The sequence below is a fragment of the Niastella sp. sgz303648 genome, from assembly GCF_059587045.1.
Genome location: NZ_JCAPSW010000001.1, coordinates 329,643 through 345,420 on the forward strand (window position 1 = coordinate 329,643; position 15,778 = coordinate 345,420).

9 protein-coding genes are annotated in these 15,778 nt (G+C 42.3%); 1 reads left to right on the forward strand and 8 read right to left on the reverse strand.

What is annotated here, in order from left to right; genetic code table 11:
* Window positions 1-34: 34 nt before the first annotated feature.
* The 7 genes from AC59IL_RS01200 to AC59IL_RS01230 form a co-directional block, all read right to left on the reverse strand.
* On the reverse strand, window positions 35-1,084 hold the full coding sequence (locus AC59IL_RS01200) for a FecR family protein (protein ID WP_496550237.1): 1,050 nt from the start codon (window positions 1,082-1,084) through the stop codon (window positions 35-37).
* A gap of 90 nt (window positions 1,085-1,174) precedes the next feature.
* Window positions 1,175-1,771 (reverse strand): RNA polymerase sigma factor, encoded by a 597-nt coding sequence (locus AC59IL_RS01205; protein WP_496550238.1) that lies wholly within the window; start codon window positions 1,769-1,771, stop codon window positions 1,175-1,177.
* Between the two features lie 225 nt (window positions 1,772-1,996).
* A complete protein-coding gene (locus AC59IL_RS01210) occupies window positions 1,997-4,654 on the reverse strand; it encodes a bifunctional YncE family protein/alkaline phosphatase family protein (protein WP_496550239.1) in 2,658 nt (885 codons plus the stop codon).
* Between the two features lie 278 nt (window positions 4,655-4,932).
* Entirely contained in the window at window positions 4,933-5,793 is an 861-nt protein-coding gene (locus AC59IL_RS01215) for a PKD domain-containing protein (protein WP_496550240.1), read from the reverse strand.
* Window positions 5,794-5,797: 4 nt separating this feature from the next.
* On the reverse strand, window positions 5,798-7,303 hold the full coding sequence (locus AC59IL_RS01220) for a RagB/SusD family nutrient uptake outer membrane protein (protein ID WP_496550241.1): 1,506 nt from the start codon (window positions 7,301-7,303) through the stop codon (window positions 5,798-5,800).
* 12 nt (window positions 7,304-7,315) lie between these two features.
* Complete coding sequence (locus AC59IL_RS01225) at window positions 7,316-10,321, reverse strand: SusC/RagA family TonB-linked outer membrane protein (protein WP_496550242.1); 3,006 nt, start codon at window positions 10,319-10,321, stop codon at window positions 7,316-7,318.
* Between the two features lie 252 nt (window positions 10,322-10,573).
* Window positions 10,574-12,070, reverse strand: a complete 1,497-nt coding sequence (locus AC59IL_RS01230) for a DUF4832 domain-containing protein (RefSeq protein WP_496550243.1) — start codon at window positions 12,068-12,070, stop codon at window positions 10,574-10,576.
* Between the two features lie 55 nt (window positions 12,071-12,125).
* On the opposite strand from AC59IL_RS01230, the gene AC59IL_RS01235 reads away from it, so the two are divergent.
* Window positions 12,126-13,154, forward strand: coding sequence for a LacI family DNA-binding transcriptional regulator (locus AC59IL_RS01235; protein WP_496550244.1), 1,029 nt, complete (start codon window positions 12,126-12,128; stop codon window positions 13,152-13,154).
* A gap of 48 nt (window positions 13,155-13,202) precedes the next feature.
* On the opposite strand, the gene AC59IL_RS01240 is transcribed toward AC59IL_RS01235, so the two are convergent.
* On the reverse strand, window positions 13,203-15,683 hold the full coding sequence (locus tag AC59IL_RS01240) for a T9SS type A sorting domain-containing protein (protein ID WP_496550245.1): 2,481 nt from the start codon (window positions 15,681-15,683) through the stop codon (window positions 13,203-13,205).
* Window positions 15,684-15,778: the final 95 nt, after the last annotated feature.

A 15,778-nucleotide genomic window follows, 5' to 3' on the forward strand; every position in this document is an offset into this window, starting at 1 on the left:
TTAAAGTGTAATTTTTTGAAATATGTATTTCTGATTATTTGCTTATTACAATAACCCCATTCTCCTTTTTACAGGTTAAATCGTTGGTGTTACAAATAATGTTCAGGATGATTTGTAAAGAATCGTTTACCAAAAAGGTTCCTGTAAATGACAATGATTGCAGGTCGCCGGCATTGTACCGCAATGCCACATGGTATTTTTTGCCGATTGCATGAAACACTTCGGGCAGCGGTGTTTTTTCAAACGCCAGGGCAACTGCATTGGTTTCATTTTTACTTACCGGTTTATTATTATCTGCGCCTGTTTTGAATGTAGTTACTGCCCAGCCTCCTGTTTGTTCGTTGATGGCTACCTGTTCGCCTGGTTTAAGCATCACTTCCTGCATAGCCGTTCCGGCAACCGAACGCACACGCACTTTGCCTTCGAGCAACTTTACGGTCAAGGTATCGAACCGGGCATCAACCCAAAACTGCGTGCCCAGCGCTGTGGTAGCAATGCCGTTGGCATATACAGTAAACGGCTTCAGCGGATCTTTAGCCACTTTGAAAAAAGCTTTTCCCGTTAAACTGATGTCGCGCTTCAGCGAATCGAAAGGCTGATAATACGATATGGCGCTGCCGGGTTCCAGTGTAACTACCGAACCATCCTGTAAGGTGGTTGTAGTGGCTCTTTCGAGTAAATTGGAAAACGTTTTAAGCACAGGTTTTGTAACAGCAGCTGCCACCGCCGGCGATTCTTTTTTTGAAGTACCGATCACATACCATGTGCCTGTAATTATAATACCTGCAACACAGGCTGCCACCAGCCATTTTACGACTACCGGCCATTGAATCACTTTTGCTTTTTGTACGTTCGGTGTTTCAGCAGGCTGGGCTTTCTTTTGCTGAATAAGGTTGAATATTTCCTGCGACCGCTCAGGTGTAATAAGCTGTATATCTTTTTGAATATTATCGTGAAATTCTTTTTCGAGCCATTTCATCAACTGCTGTTCGTTCACCGATAATGTTTGCAACAACAACTGCTTTTCCTTTTCCGAGGCTGTTCCGTTCTTATATTTTTCCAGTAAATAGTCTAATGTTTCCATCGTTACTATAAAATGACAGCTTTGTAAAAAAGGGGGTGATGTTTTGTATTACGGAATTGTTAAGCCGGAAGTCTGAAGCCGATTCACCATTCAATACAAAAAAATAACCAGGCAGCCGGCGCTGATCGCCGACATGGCAGGATTTTGTGCAACGATGTATTCTTTGAGCATTTTTGCAGACGTCTTCACATAATCTTTTACGGTTTCTTCCGACATACCCAGTTCAAGGGCGGCTTCTTTATAGGTTTTGCCTTCGAGGCGACAAAGAGTGAAAGCCGATTTTTTACGGGGAGGCAGGTTCTCTATAGCGGCATTTAAAACGGTGAGCTTTTCGGCATATTCTTTTTCAAAGTCGGCAGGGGTATCTGTTTCCATTAATACCACCTGTTCATCAAGCGCCTGAAAACTTTGTTTGATCGATTTTCTCAGATGCTCCAGCGATTTATAATAGCTGGTGGTAAACAACCATCCAGCGAGCGATTGATCTTTTGTTAACTTTTGCCTGTTTTGCCAAAGGGTAATAAACACTTCCTGCAAAATATCTTCGGCTTCGTGCTGATGGTTGACCAGTTTACAAATATTGGCTAAAACTGCATTATGGTATTTGTGGTACAAATAAGCAAAGGCAGATTCATCGCCTGCTGATAATTGCTGAAGTAGTATATTGTTGGTTGTATTGCTATCCACTTTTGCCCTTTGCGTGGCAAAAATAATTTATTTGATGGGTCGCCCTCTTTTCTTTACACAAACTTAATATACACAAAAAAACTACGGCCTCCCGAAAAGAAAGCCGTAGAAAAGCTAATGTGTATAGTGAAGTATAATAACAAAGCTACTTAACAGGCCGGTTGTACAATAATTCCGGTTGTTATTTTAATAATACCATTTTATGAACAACCTACCATTATAAGCCTACTCCATTTTTTCCGGTTTATTGTGAACAGGGTACTTCGCATTTCCTTTGGCATCGAACCACAATATCCTGTTCATCATATCATCTTCTCCTCCGTCCACATCTTTAAACACACTTTCGGCAGAAAGCTTTGCATAATAAGATGCTTTACCTTTTAGTTCAGCCAAAGGCTTATTTATCGTGTTTAGTGGAATTATATTTGGTATGTGTGCATAAGCATAGGTTGTCTTTTTATCGGCGAAACAATCGAACATAGGCATAGCAGTGGCATCAATAATATTCATTGGTGGTATGCCCAGTATTTGTTCTATCGTTCGTACCATACAGGTTTGGTTATAGTTTGTATGTATGGGTTTGCCTAAAACCGAATATGGGCTTATTACCAATGCGCTGGTACGGTAAGATGAGATATGATCCCAACCCGATTGTGAATCATCTTCGGTTATAAAAACCACCGTTGAATCCCAGGAACGGCTATGCGTAATTACATCTATTATTCTGCCCAATGCAAGGTCGTTATCGGCTACCATAGCTTTGGGCACCGGAAAATCGGGAGACGTACCGGCGGTATGATCGTTGGGAAGTGAAAGCACCATGAGATCGGGCAGGCTATCGCCCTGCTCATACTGTTTCCATTCATTTATAAAAATATCAGCACGTATCTGATCAGTAAAAATAAAATTATCGCAATCAGGATAACCCGGCGAAATGATGGGCTTTATCCTTGCAATGGTAGTAGTATTTGTAAAGCCCTGATCCTGGTGATTCAGATAGCGATTATAAATGTCGTTCCACTTGAGCGTTTTATCATAATGTGTTGTGCATGCTTCGCCATAAATACGTACTTTTTTTCCATGATCCAGGGCATTGTTCCAGATAAAGCCGTTCTTATTGTATACCAGTGCATCTTCCTGCCGGTGCGGATAACTTCTGAACCAGGCACGCACACTTTTTTCAATATAATCCGATACCATGGCTGCATCTGTCCACTGATGCCCTTCGGCTGATGATTTACCGGACGCATAATAATTATCCAGCAGGGAAAAAGCATTTACCAGTTTGTGCTGGTTAGGTGTAACACTATCGCCATAAATGCACAACTGCTTCATTCCCCTGCCCTGCGGTAAATCGCCATACACCTGATCATAGGTTTTATTTTCTTTTATGATATACACCACATGCTTAAAAACAGAAGGCTCTCCTATTCTTTCAGGAACAGGCCTGGGTATACTATTTTTTCGTGGCGCAAGATTGGTTAATGCAATTCTGAAAAACAAACTTTGTTCCTTCACTTTTTGTGTATACGCCTTCAATTCCCTTTCGGAAGGAATGGGTATAATACTTAACGAAGCCAGTTGCTGGTGAATGGTGTATGCGTCTACGGGTGTACTGTTGTATTGGTTCAACCCTTTTATTGGGGTCAGAACCCGTGCACCTTTTGCCTCAATATTGGCAACATATAATACGTTATTCAGTAAAGCAATTCCACCGGGGTAAGCTTCTGTGGGTATATATCCTTGTACGCTACTTATTCCCTGCCCATGTTCAGCAGCCTTTGAACCCAGCTTCACTACGCAAACCGCGTTATCGAGACCATTGGCAACATACAGTGTTGTACCTTTTGCATCTGTTTGTAAAGCATTAGGACTGCTTCCATAATATGTAACACTGCCCGAAAACAAACCCACATTAACTGAATCTGTTATTTTTTCACTTCGCACATTGATCACGCTTATATAATCGCTGTTTCCATTGCTAATGTACAGGTACCGGTTATCGGGACTGCTGACAATAGCATTAGGGTGCAAACCGAGTGATAACTCATTCAGCAATACACCGCTTTGTGCATCGATAACAGATAAAGATCCCCTTGCCGTTCTGCCTGTTGCCGGATCAGTATATGCACTGCCCCAGGGTACGCCCGCATATTGTAAAGTGCTGTCTGTAACAACCGGCCCTGCCCAGTTGGTAACATATGCCTTATTGTTAATTATTCTTACTCCATAAGGCGCTACTCCGGTAGGCACCGCCCATATTACCTGCCTGTCGGTAAAACGTATCTTTAACAATTGATTATTTCCATTAAGCACTACGTATAAATAAGGAATGCCTGCTTCAAATTGTACGGCTATATCATTGGGCAAAGCTGCAGTTGCAGGAAGAACTGCATTAACAGGTATGTTTGTAACATTTTTTATACCGGTTTCATCCCATTCGGCGATCATCACGGCCGACTTTCCTGTACCTCTTGTACCACCGGCGCCCCAGGTTATATAAATGTGCCCGTTATAGCTAAAAGACTTTATACCGGAGTACGTGCTCATTAATCCCGTGTCTTGCCTGTCATCATCAAAGCTCCATTTATGTTTTATTTGTTGCGTGCCCACATCAAGCACAGCAATGCCATACCGGTCTTCCACAACAATATTTCTATCCCCTGGCAAAACAGCAAAATCCAAAGCATGGTTTTCCAGAGCGGGATTACCATAAGCAACCACTTTCCCGGCAGAATGCACCAGCCTGTTGAAGGGCATCAATGTGAATGGGCCATGCTGCTGTAGTGTACTATCATCATGACTCCTGTGATACGATGCAGCCTGTTGGGCATACAGGGTACTTATGCTGAATAAAGAAATCAGAATGAGAAATTGCTTCATACCTTAAAAAAACCATAAATATATCAAAAAGTTTAAGGTTTGAGGTTTGTAGTTCTTTGGATCTGTTAGAGGTTTGAAGTTTGTGGTTCTTTGGATCTGTTTGAAGTTTGAGGTTTGTGGTTTGTGGTTCTTTTGGTGAATCCCTTCAGGTAATTATAATCCTGTTGCATTTTTAAGGTGTAGAATTTACAATTGAAAGTCCCAAACGCGAACACAACCACAAACCTCAAACCCCGTCCGACCGGGTCATCCGGGCGGGCACAAACCAGAAACAAATATTAATCCGCCATATTAAGATAAAATGCCGGTGTGCCGGGGTCAGGTATAATACCGAGAGTTGCACTCCAGTCACTTTTGGTGGCGGTTACGGCCAGTTTCATCCCTTTGCCCGTGAGGTATTTTATTTTTGACCGTACCAGTTTCCCTTCAAATTTCAAAATGCCTCCTGATTCCTGCACCGTTCCTACCTGATAAAAGTCGGTAACAGACTGCATATCGAAAGTAAAGCTGTTTTGCGCGCCGGTATGATAAAACATATCGAACCAATTGCTAAGCATAGCGCCTTCCATCAATACATCATTACCACTGCCGTTAGCTACCCAGGTTACTAAACCCGTACTGCTGTTATTATCTGCATCCAGATAAAAATCAAAAATATCTCCATTCGCTACAGACGATGCCATTTCAAAATAGAAATAAACATTTTCAGCATCATAATCCAGTTTGGCTTTGCGAAATATGCCCCCTCCTGTAACGGAAACTTTTACATTATAGGTTACCGTATCCCAATCGGCCAGTGAATTATCATTTAGTTTAATGGCCGAACTTTTGGCAATACGAATAACCGTTGAACCTTCATTTGTTTTTCCGCCTGAAGTAGTAACATACAACGTAGGAACATATTTCCCTTTTCCCGGATAAGTATGCGAAGGATTTTCTTCCGTTGAAACGGTACCGTCGCCAAAATCCCATTTATAAGATGCCCCACCAGTTGTTTTATTGGTAAAGGCTACGGTATATGCATCTATCGATGTAGTGAAATTAACATCCGGGCCATCATCAACAATATCTTTTTTACATGATTGCAACATTAACCCTGAGCATATGATAATAAATAATAAAGTTCTTATTGGGTTCATACTGTTAGTCGTTTTGAGTGCATAATGTATTTGTGTTGATCTCATCTACCGGTATATAATAAATAGTGCGGTTATTGGTATATGGAATGACCATATTGGCATAGCCCGAGGGTTGTTTCGACAGATCAATATCCGACTCACTTAAACCCGCCAGATGATACCCCCAGTAAGTACGGTTAACCGATCGCTTATTCCTGTATAAGTCATACATGCGGTGACCTTCAAATGCCAGCTCTATCCTTCTTTCATTTAATACTACATCCAGTGCGGTATAGCCTGCAGGCAATACGCCCTTATACAAAGCATTCGATAAACCCCGGTTATTACGTATACTGTCAACATCATTCAATGCGCCGGTAATGTTACCCGATTTGGCTTTCGCTTCGGCCCGGTTCAGATACATTTCAGACAATCTGAACAGTATGGGTGAACTTAAAGTGGGACTGCCGCCCTGAAATGAGAATTTTGAGATATAATATATTTCAATACCGTTTTTCTTTTGTACAACGCCGCTGCTCTTTGACGGAACTATATACGACCAGCGAACATCATTGGGTTGGGCATTCATGCTGTCTCTTAACGATTTTGATGCAAACTCTTCGCCCCAGCCTGAATTTCCATCTGAATAGATCATGGAAGCAATTGAGCCAAACTTTCCATAATCTTCCTTGGTGGTAAACGCAATACAAAATATAGTTTCGGCTGCCGTTTGTGCCTGCGCAAATAAAGAGGGATAAGTTGCAGCCGTTGTTAAGTTGAACCGGCCCGAGCTGATCACTTTATCGCTGTATTCAATGGCTTTGGCATTATCTTCTTTGTATAGATACACTCTCGACAACAGCGCCCAGGCCGCTTCTTTCGAAGCATATTGCACGCCTCTCGACTGATTCATCAATGAAGCTGCTTTTTCAGCATCGGCAATAACGGCATCATATACTTCTTTTACCGTTGCCCTCGCTTTCAGGGAAGGATCCTGTGTAGACATTCTGAGAATGATGCCCGCCGCATCGGGGTTGGTGGTATATGGCTTTGCAAACAACCTTACCAGGTTAAAATGCGCCAAAGCCCTGAGAAAATAACATTCGCCAATCAATTGCTGCATAAAAGCATCCCCTGATGCATTTTTTTCGGCCGCTTCAATTACGGTATTCGCATCGTTGATGATCTTGTAGGATATATACCAGAAATACCGGGTATTGGTTTGTGCCGGGGAATGGTTCAGCGTAAAGCTATTCATGAACGGATCTGTTGTAACCTGACTGCATACAATATCATCACCGGCAAAATCTGATAACTGAAAATACTGCCGCAGGTACATCAGATTTTGATCGGTTGTATTATTGAAAGTTACATGGTCTTTAAATAAGGCATAAGCGCCGCTTACGGCATTGGTTAAGCCATCTTTGGTTTGTACCAGTGTTTCGGTAGTGATAGCATCGCTTGGGGTTACTTCTTTAACACAACCCGAAACAAGTAAGCCAAAGCAAACCGGTATGATTAATTTTTTCATTGCTGGTTTCATTTAAAATTTCAGGTTAATGTTGAATAAAAACTGGCGGTTATTGGGGTATTTAAAATCCGACACACCCGGAGTTACATACGCACCCGGTGTAATTGTTGTTTGCGGGTCCTGCCCAAGGAATTTTGTAAACGTATATACATTATCGGCAGATACCGATATGGTTACTTCATTCAGTTTCAGTTTTTGTACAAAGGCGCCGGGCACCGAATAACCAAGTGTAATATTTCTTACAGAAAGAAAACTGCCGTCTTTTAAATAACGGGTTGATGTTTGTGTTGAATTGGCGGCATTTTGCGGACTGGGGTTGGAGGCATCATCACCGGGTTTTGTCCAGATGCTGTAGCCTTTGGGTAATACGATCTGGTTCATGTAAGGTTCACTGCCATCATTCATTACAAAACGCAGGTTGTTACTGAACACCTTGTTGCCCGATATAAAATACATATTTACGCCGAGGGAGAAATTCTTATACCGCCACCGGTTGGTAATACCACCCTGAAACTTTGGCAAAGCCGATCCTGCTTCCTGCTGGGTTGCTTCGGCATAACTTGAAGTGGTTTCGGTTTTGGTAACATTGCCCTGTGCATCTTTGGTTTGTTTTTCCCAAAGCGGTGCACCGGTTTGCTTATCTACACCTGCCCACACAGGCATATAAAATTCATACAGGTTACCGCCATTACGATAGATCTGCGAAATAGCCCATGAACCCGTTTTAATAATGGGGCCGGGCAGGTTGCGTAATTTATTACTGTTGAAGTTGATGTTGAAATCGGATGTCCATTCAAAATTTCTTTTTTGAATATTTATGGTATTCAATCCCACTTCAATGCCTTTGTTTTCAATTTCACCGGCATTTTCCCAGCGCTGCTCAAAGCCCACCGAAAGCGGTTGCGATACCTGCAGCAACAGGTTCTTCGTAAGATTCCTGTACACATCTATGGTTACTCCTACCCGCTTGTAAAAGCTGATGTCGATCCCTGCATTCATCTGGTACTTGCTTTCCCAGGTAAGATTAGGACTTGGCAATTGAAGCGGCGTAGCTGCTGCCAGGCCATTGTAGCTGGCAGATAGTGAATATAATCCCATATACCGTGATGAACCAATATCCTGCGTGCCTGTTACTCCATAACCGGCGCGCAGTTTCAGGTTGTCGATAATAGCTGATGAAAAGAAAGATTCGTTGCTGGCCAGCCAGGCTGCTGATATAGCAGGAAATGATGCGTACCGGTTAGACTTTGGAAAGTTGGAAGAACCATCTACTCTGAAAGAACCGGTAACGAAGTACCTGTTTTTATAACTATAGTTTACCTGTGAAATCAGCGACTGAATAGAGGTTTCACTGTTCGACCCGCTGACAGTGATATTATTGGATACTACATTCAGCACATTTAATCCCAATGGCAATCCTCTTCCTGAACCACCCTGTAATTCGGTTCTGTTTTTTTCATAGGCCACCCCTGCCAAACCGCTAATACTATGAGGCCCCATATTGAAATTAAATTTCAACAGGTTATTCGATACAACACCATAATCCAACTGGCTGTTCTGATCGAGGTAGCCGGTATTATGATACTGCCCTGCCACTGTGGGAGAAAAATAATTGGTGCTTTTGCTGTAACCGGCTGCAAGGCGGGTGCTGCTTGAAAAAGACAGCCATTTGGTTATGCTGATCTGTAATGCCAGATCGTAGTTAGCTGAAAAACTTTTGTATGGGTGCTGTGAATTTTTAATGGTATGAACGGGATTGATCTTGTCGCGCGACCACCATTTGAAAGTTGAGTTGCCATCAACATACAACGGAGCACCGGTGCTGTCGTACGGATTGTCCCAGGGCATATTCAGGTATGCATAATATATATCATTGTAATCATAGCTTTTACCGGAAGATGCATTCAGGTTAATGTTATTGGTAACACTGATATTTTTATTGAGCCGTAGCGTAGAATTGCCCCGCATATTAATACGCTTGTAGTTCGTATTCATAAACGTACCATCTTCGTTATAATACGACAAGCCGAGATAATAATCGCTCTTTTCTGTTTTGCCGGCCAGGGATAAATAATAGTTCTGCATGATGGCCGGTTTAAAAATAGTGGTCAGCCAGTTATGGTCCTGATCGCGCAGCGACAAAGGCCTTTCGCTATAAAATTTCAGAATATCAATTTTATAAGAATTACCTGTATCGGTTGGATTGTAATCGCGGTACAGCTCTTTCTGATAATTATACAGCTCTCTTCCGTTCATCATTTTCATTTCACCAAAATCGGGCGTCCGAAACCCCGTGGTAGCTTTTGCTTCATACCGTATTTTACCCGCTTTGGCTTTTTTAGTGGTAATAATGATAACGCCTCCATTGGCCTGCGACCCGTACATAGCCGTGGCGCCGGCATCTTTCAGTACCGTTACATTTTCAACATCGTTGGGATCGTAGCTGCCGCCAATAATACCATCTACAACAAATAATGGCGCCTGAGAGGCATTGATCGATGAAATGCCCCGCAAACGAATTTCGGGAGTAGCCCCCGGTACGCCGGAACTATTGATTACCTGCAGGCCCGCTACCTTACCCTGCAACATAGCGCCAATATTCCCGGCTGTTACATCCTTCAGCTTTTTAGCATCTACGATTTGTACGGCACTTGTTAATTCGCTTCTTTTTTTATCGCTGTAGCCTACGATCACAACTTCATCCAGTTTTTGGGGATCTTCCTGCAACTGTAAAAAGATGTTTGTTTGTGAAGCATCAATTGTCAGCTTCATTGATAAAAAACCAGCTGAGCTTACCGTAGCAGGAACCTTTTGGGTTGGTAGCGAAACGGTAAATACTCCTTCTTCATTTGAAGTAACAACTTTTGAAAGCGATGGAAATGTAATAGTAACGTTGGGTAAAACTTCGCCCGTTTTAGCCGAAGTAATTTTGCCGGTAACTGTATGCTCCTGTGCCTGAGCGCTTATTCCGGTAAATAACAACAATAGAAAGAAATGAGTTTTTTTGAAAAGGCTCATAGCAGTTTTGGTTTCCTCTAATTTCAACATTAATTGTATATAAAAAGCATGCAAGCGTTTGCATGATTTTGAAGAACTTTTTACATGGCCCTACGGGCCATGCTATTAGGTTAAGGTATTTAATCTCTCGCGGAGGCGCCAAGGCGCAAAACCTTTTCTTTGCGTTCTTAAAGTCCCGCCAGGGCGGGACAACTTTGCGGCTTAGCGCCTTTGCGCGAAATAATCTTAGTGTAACAGCACTACTCTACAGACTTAGTTAATAAGCAACGTATGATTGAGATTATTATAACCAGTACTTTGATCCCACGTATTTATATTCGCCAGCCTGATAGCATATTCGGGCCGTTTCGAGAGCTCAGGATCAGCATCCGGCAAATGCAATAACAACTGATAAGAACCAGCCGGTATATTCGCCGGCAATGCTATTGACTCATTGATCAAAAATTTGCCTGTAAACCAAAATCGCACATCAGTCTTCAGGTTACAGGTATATACTGCATGCGTATGGGTGTTTCGAAAAACCAGCAGAACAGGTCTTGGATTAAAGGGCGAAGCATATCCGGTATTTTCCATTTGCAGTGAAATGTTAAGCATCTTCCCTCTTTTTGCCTGTACCGGAAATGTGGCCGTGTGCAATAGTAAGCGATAACCCAGCTTCTTTTTGATGTTGTTCATACAGCCGCTGCTGTCCCAGTCGTTGTTAACATCAGTATTATACGCAGCATTCAAAAAGCTGTAATGCATTCGCTGCATTTCAGATTCGGCATATCCTGCAGGGGCACAGTCGTTTTGCGGACTGAATGCATCATCGCAGGTTTCGCCTCCCACCGCAGTGAATTTTGTATCAGCTTCGATGTAATGTCGCAATACGTCGTTGGCCGGTTTCCTCGGTTGCGAATTGCTGCCGTAATCATAAAAGGTACCATAGTCATCGGGTGATGATAAAAAACAATCGTTGTGAAAACCGATCCTTGCTTTATCAGCGTTGTTAAAAGCCTCTTTTATGGTGAGCGGGTCGCTTGTTACCGGTGCTGATGGGCCATATACATATTTTTGTTTTATCTGAGGTGTACGTACCTGCACCATCCGGTTTGCAGGCAATGCCTCCAGCAAAGCTTTAAGCAGCCGGTTACGTTGCAGCCAGCTGCTGTCGGGGATAACTCCAATGCCATTCATAGACGCATCGCCGAAATAATCGGTAAAATAATTTTCGCCCCAGATACCTATAAAACCTTCCTGCAGCACAGCTATAACAGCCGCATTCTTTTGCAACAATGGTTTTAGCTGTTGAATGTGATACAATGTTATAGCTACCGGCGCATCGCCATACGGCGGGCATATCTTATATTCATCTTTGCAATCGCCCCCTTTTGCAGTATTGGTATAGGCAAAGCGCAGGATCATTTTAAGTCCGGCTTCTTTTACTGCATCAAAATCTTTCTGCAGGTTAGTTAAAAAATCATTCGACAGGGGTTTGTCTTTAAATATATCCAGCTCATATCCCCGGTAAATCAACGATGCTTTTATCTGGTAACCGGCCTTGCCCGCTTTGTATGGAGTTAACCGGTAATTGCGTAACTGATCTGCATTCAACAATTCAAAATTACCGGCCCTTGTACCGCCCGGTATATAAAACCCTCGTTCGGGATTGGTGAAATCTGAGTCATCTAATCCGTATGATATTTTTTTATATTGTGAGCAAACGCTCAATGACGCCAATAGCAGGAATAAAATAAAATTTACTTTCACTGTACTTCATTTATACGTTTGGACAAAATATTCTATCTTATGTAAAAATAAAAGAATGTCTTCGAGGTTGCCAACAATAAAAGAAATTGCCCGACAATTAAACATATCCGCATCTACCGTTTCACGTGCATTAAACGATCACCCCGGCATTGGCCTGCGCACCAAAACAAGGGTTCAGGAACTGGCCAAAAAACTTAACTACGAACCCAATCAAACAGCTTTATTTTTTCAGCAACGAAAAACCTACACTATAGGTGTTATATTACCTGAACTATCTGAACTATTCTTTTCCGCCTCTATCAGTGGTATTGAAGATACCGCCGAAAAAAACAACTACACCGTATTGCTTGGTCAAAGCCATGATGATGAAGAGCGTGAAAAGAAAATTGTAGAAACCATGAAAAATCACCGGGTCGACGGTTTGATCGTTTCCATTTCAAAAAGCACTTCAAATTATCAGCATTTTGAAGCGCTGAAGAAATACAACATACCGGTAGTGTTCTTTGACCGCATACCCAACATGACGAACATTCATTATGTAGCCTGTAATATGGCTTCAGGCACTATACAGGCCATTAATTATTTATTTAAAAAAGGGCACCGTGTTATCGGTATGATCAACGGACCCGAAAAACTATTTGCCAGCCAGGAGCGAAAACAAGGCTATCAGCAGGCTATGGCAAAAAGCCGGCTGAAGTTTGATCCGTTTTTAATAGTCAACACCGATTTAACTTCCGAGGGCACTTATCGCGCTACAGAAGAGCTGCTAAAATCAAAAAGAAAACCAACCGCCATTGTTGCATTCAATGATTATGTGGCTATGGACGCGGTTCAATGCGCCATAAAAAACAACAAAAAGATCAACAAAGAAATGTGCTTTGTAAGCTACGCCAACCTGCCTATCAGCAATTACACGGCTTTTCCGCCACTGGCCTCTGTTGAACAGTTCCCTTACTTACAGGGCCAGAAGGCCATGGAAATACTACTGGAGCTTTTATCAAAGGATGGGCAGGACTCAGGAAACACCACTTACTATAAGATCATTCTTGATTCGCAACTCGTAATTCATGAAAAAAACAAGTAACAAAAAAGCCCCGATCGTATAATCGGGGCCATAAATATCTCAAAAGCTCTACTGATTTTTAACCAGCAATTTAATGGTCTTCTTTTCGAACGGAGTAGTTACCTGCAATAAATACACGCCGCCTGTTACGCCGCTTTGCCCAACAATTGCCAATGGTAATTTATGATTACCGGCTAATAGTTGTTGCTGTTTGCTTAACAATAATCTGCCGGAGATATCAAACAACTCCAATCGAACTATTCCTTCTTTTTGCATGCCTACCCAAACAGTAGTATTGTTAACAACCGGATTGGGAGTTACAGTGATCCTGTACAGTGGTTCCTGCTGCAATGCCGGTGCAGCCACTACACTTCTTGCTGTACCGCATCCGGTGGCGCTGTAATTTTGGCCTTCACAGCTTGAGGTTTGGTCGTAACCGGTTTGCTGAGCATACTGGTGAAATGTAGTAAAAATGTTATCGGCCGGCAATGCAATGCTGCCGTCGTTATTGTTATCGCGAACAAAAGTGGCCTGGCAGGCATCCTGGCTGATAACATAGTATTCGTTATACCGGAACGTAAGTGTAGATTGGGTAAAGTAAAATCCCAATACGATGTTCGACAGCGGCTCAATGGTATTTTGTTCAAATGTGCTGTTTTGCAGACGGTATACGTTCAGTTCGGTATACCGTTGTGATGCATTGGTTATCCCATACTGGTTATTGGCTTTTGCCCGAAGGGCAGAATCGAGTATATAATTATTTTTAATGGTATTCCATTTTGCCACGCAATTTTGCACCATAGAAGTTGAATTAGTACTTCCATAATACATACCGGCGCCCAGGTTATCTCTGAATACGTTGCTTTGAATCAGGTGACCGCCGCTGGTGCTGTTGCCTTGTTCGTTGCCCACCGATATACCAACTCCATTTTTATAAGATTCATTGTTCGATACCGTTACATTGGACGAGCCATCCAGATAAAGACCTGCCGAAACAGCCACGGGCGAAATATTCTTATATACTGTATTACCGGTTATATAACCATTCCTTGAATAGTTATTGGGCGCTGTTACCGAATAATTCGGATCATCTACGATCCACTGGTAATGCCCTGCTGCTACAATACCGATATTGGCATTGTCGTGCACCTCATTATTGGTTACGGCAAATGAATCAACGTTTCCGTTAATGGTAACGGCCTCGCTATAGCCAGGTACATTATTATATATTAAGTTGCTGTCGATAATTACATTTCTTATAGAAGTATCGGTTGTACCCAGCACTACCAGCGGATTGAGGTTATCTGAAGCAGAAGGATATTTTTGTTTACTGGTATCTCTGGTCCAGGCCATATCATATATTTCGTTCTTTTTAATAACGACATTACCTGATTTGCCGCTGACAATAATACCAAAGCGGGTATCCTTACTTGATGTATTCTGATAAGCCGAATCATTGGTAACCTTTGTTAGTTTCAAACCTTCGATACGAATATTCTTTGCACCGGCAATTGAAATCAATGCTGAATATTTATCTGTAAGATTACTGCCATCAACAACAGGACTTTCACCGGGGTAGTTTTTTATGGCAAACCACTGGCCATTGGATCCTCTGTTGCTGCCAATATACAATCCGCCCCCTGTTGGCTTATGTGTGCCCGCACGCAGATAAATATTTACCGGTACATTGGCCAATTGCGACGGAGAATACGTATAATTAATACCAGCGAGGTCAATGGCCTTTTTAACCGTACGCCATGGTTTAACTACCGAACCACTTCCTGTGGTATCGTTACCGGTCAATGCCACATAATAGTCTGAAGCAATACCCGTATTATTTGCATTTACCTGTGCGCTGACACTGATACCCGTGTTACCGCCGGCATCTTTCGCAAACTCGCCCCAGCCAATGGCCGAATTGCGCAACGTATCTGCCGTTATTGTTACGGTTGAATTATTGGCGAGATAAACGGGATAAATAAAATTACTGGTGTTATTTACAGTAGGATAACCATATTCAGCACTGGTGGTTGTCCATTGTAAAGAATCGAATGCACAATTGTTCACTTCAACATTTTGTGAACTTTGTACATTGATAACATATCCATTGGTGTTTTTCAGATTCCTGAACACCAAATTTTGAAGACGAACATTTTGAGCGCCGCTTATGATGAGCATATTCGGATAAAAAGAGGTAGTAGCCAGCTTTTTTGCATCAATAATCACTTTTCCTTCATCTCCGGCATACGGTTTAAGGATGAGGTATTTACCGTTGGCACCTCCATTGGCGCTGCCTATGTATAACTGCGTGAGGTAATCAGTAGAATCAATAACATAGGAGCCGCCCTTAATATATACGATAGCATCCCTGGTGGTATCGCGCGGACTGCGGTTGATGGCATACCATATTCTGTTCCATGGACTGGCTGCCGTACCGTTTCCATTGGTGGTTAATGAACCATCAACATAGTATTCGGCAGGCGACTGGGAATATGCCCAACAATTAAGCAATACAAGGGAAATAGATAGTAGTGTTGATTTCCTTTTCATAGCAATTGTTTTCTGGTTTTGTTTACCAAACTTATGCTATAGAAACAGGAAAACAACGTGCAAGCGTTTGCATAAAAAAAGGCAGGAAGTATATA

Excerpts from the sequence above, each read along its gene's own strand:
- AC59IL_RS01200 (WP_496550237.1), bottom strand. The coding sequence starts at position 1,084 with ATGGAAACATTAGACTATTTACTGGAAAAATATAAGAACGGAACAGCC.
- AC59IL_RS01225 (WP_496550242.1), bottom strand. The coding sequence starts at position 10,321 with ATGAGCCTTTTCAAAAAAACTCATTTCTTTCTATTGTTGTTATTTACC.
- AC59IL_RS01210 (WP_496550239.1), bottom strand. The coding sequence starts at position 4,654 with ATGAAGCAATTTCTCATTCTGATTTCTTTATTCAGCATAAGTACCCTG.
- AC59IL_RS01240 (WP_496550245.1), bottom strand. The coding sequence starts at position 15,683 with ATGAAAAGGAAATCAACACTACTATCTATTTCCCTTGTATTGCTTAAT.
- AC59IL_RS01235 (WP_496550244.1), top strand. The coding sequence starts at position 12,126 with ATGTCTTCGAGGTTGCCAACAATAAAAGAAATTGCCCGACAATTAAAC.
- AC59IL_RS01220 (WP_496550241.1), bottom strand. The coding sequence starts at position 7,303 with ATGAAAAAATTAATCATACCGGTTTGCTTTGGCTTACTTGTTTCGGGT.
- AC59IL_RS01215 (WP_496550240.1), bottom strand. The coding sequence starts at position 5,793 with ATGAACCCAATAAGAACTTTATTATTTATTATCATATGCTCAGGGTTA.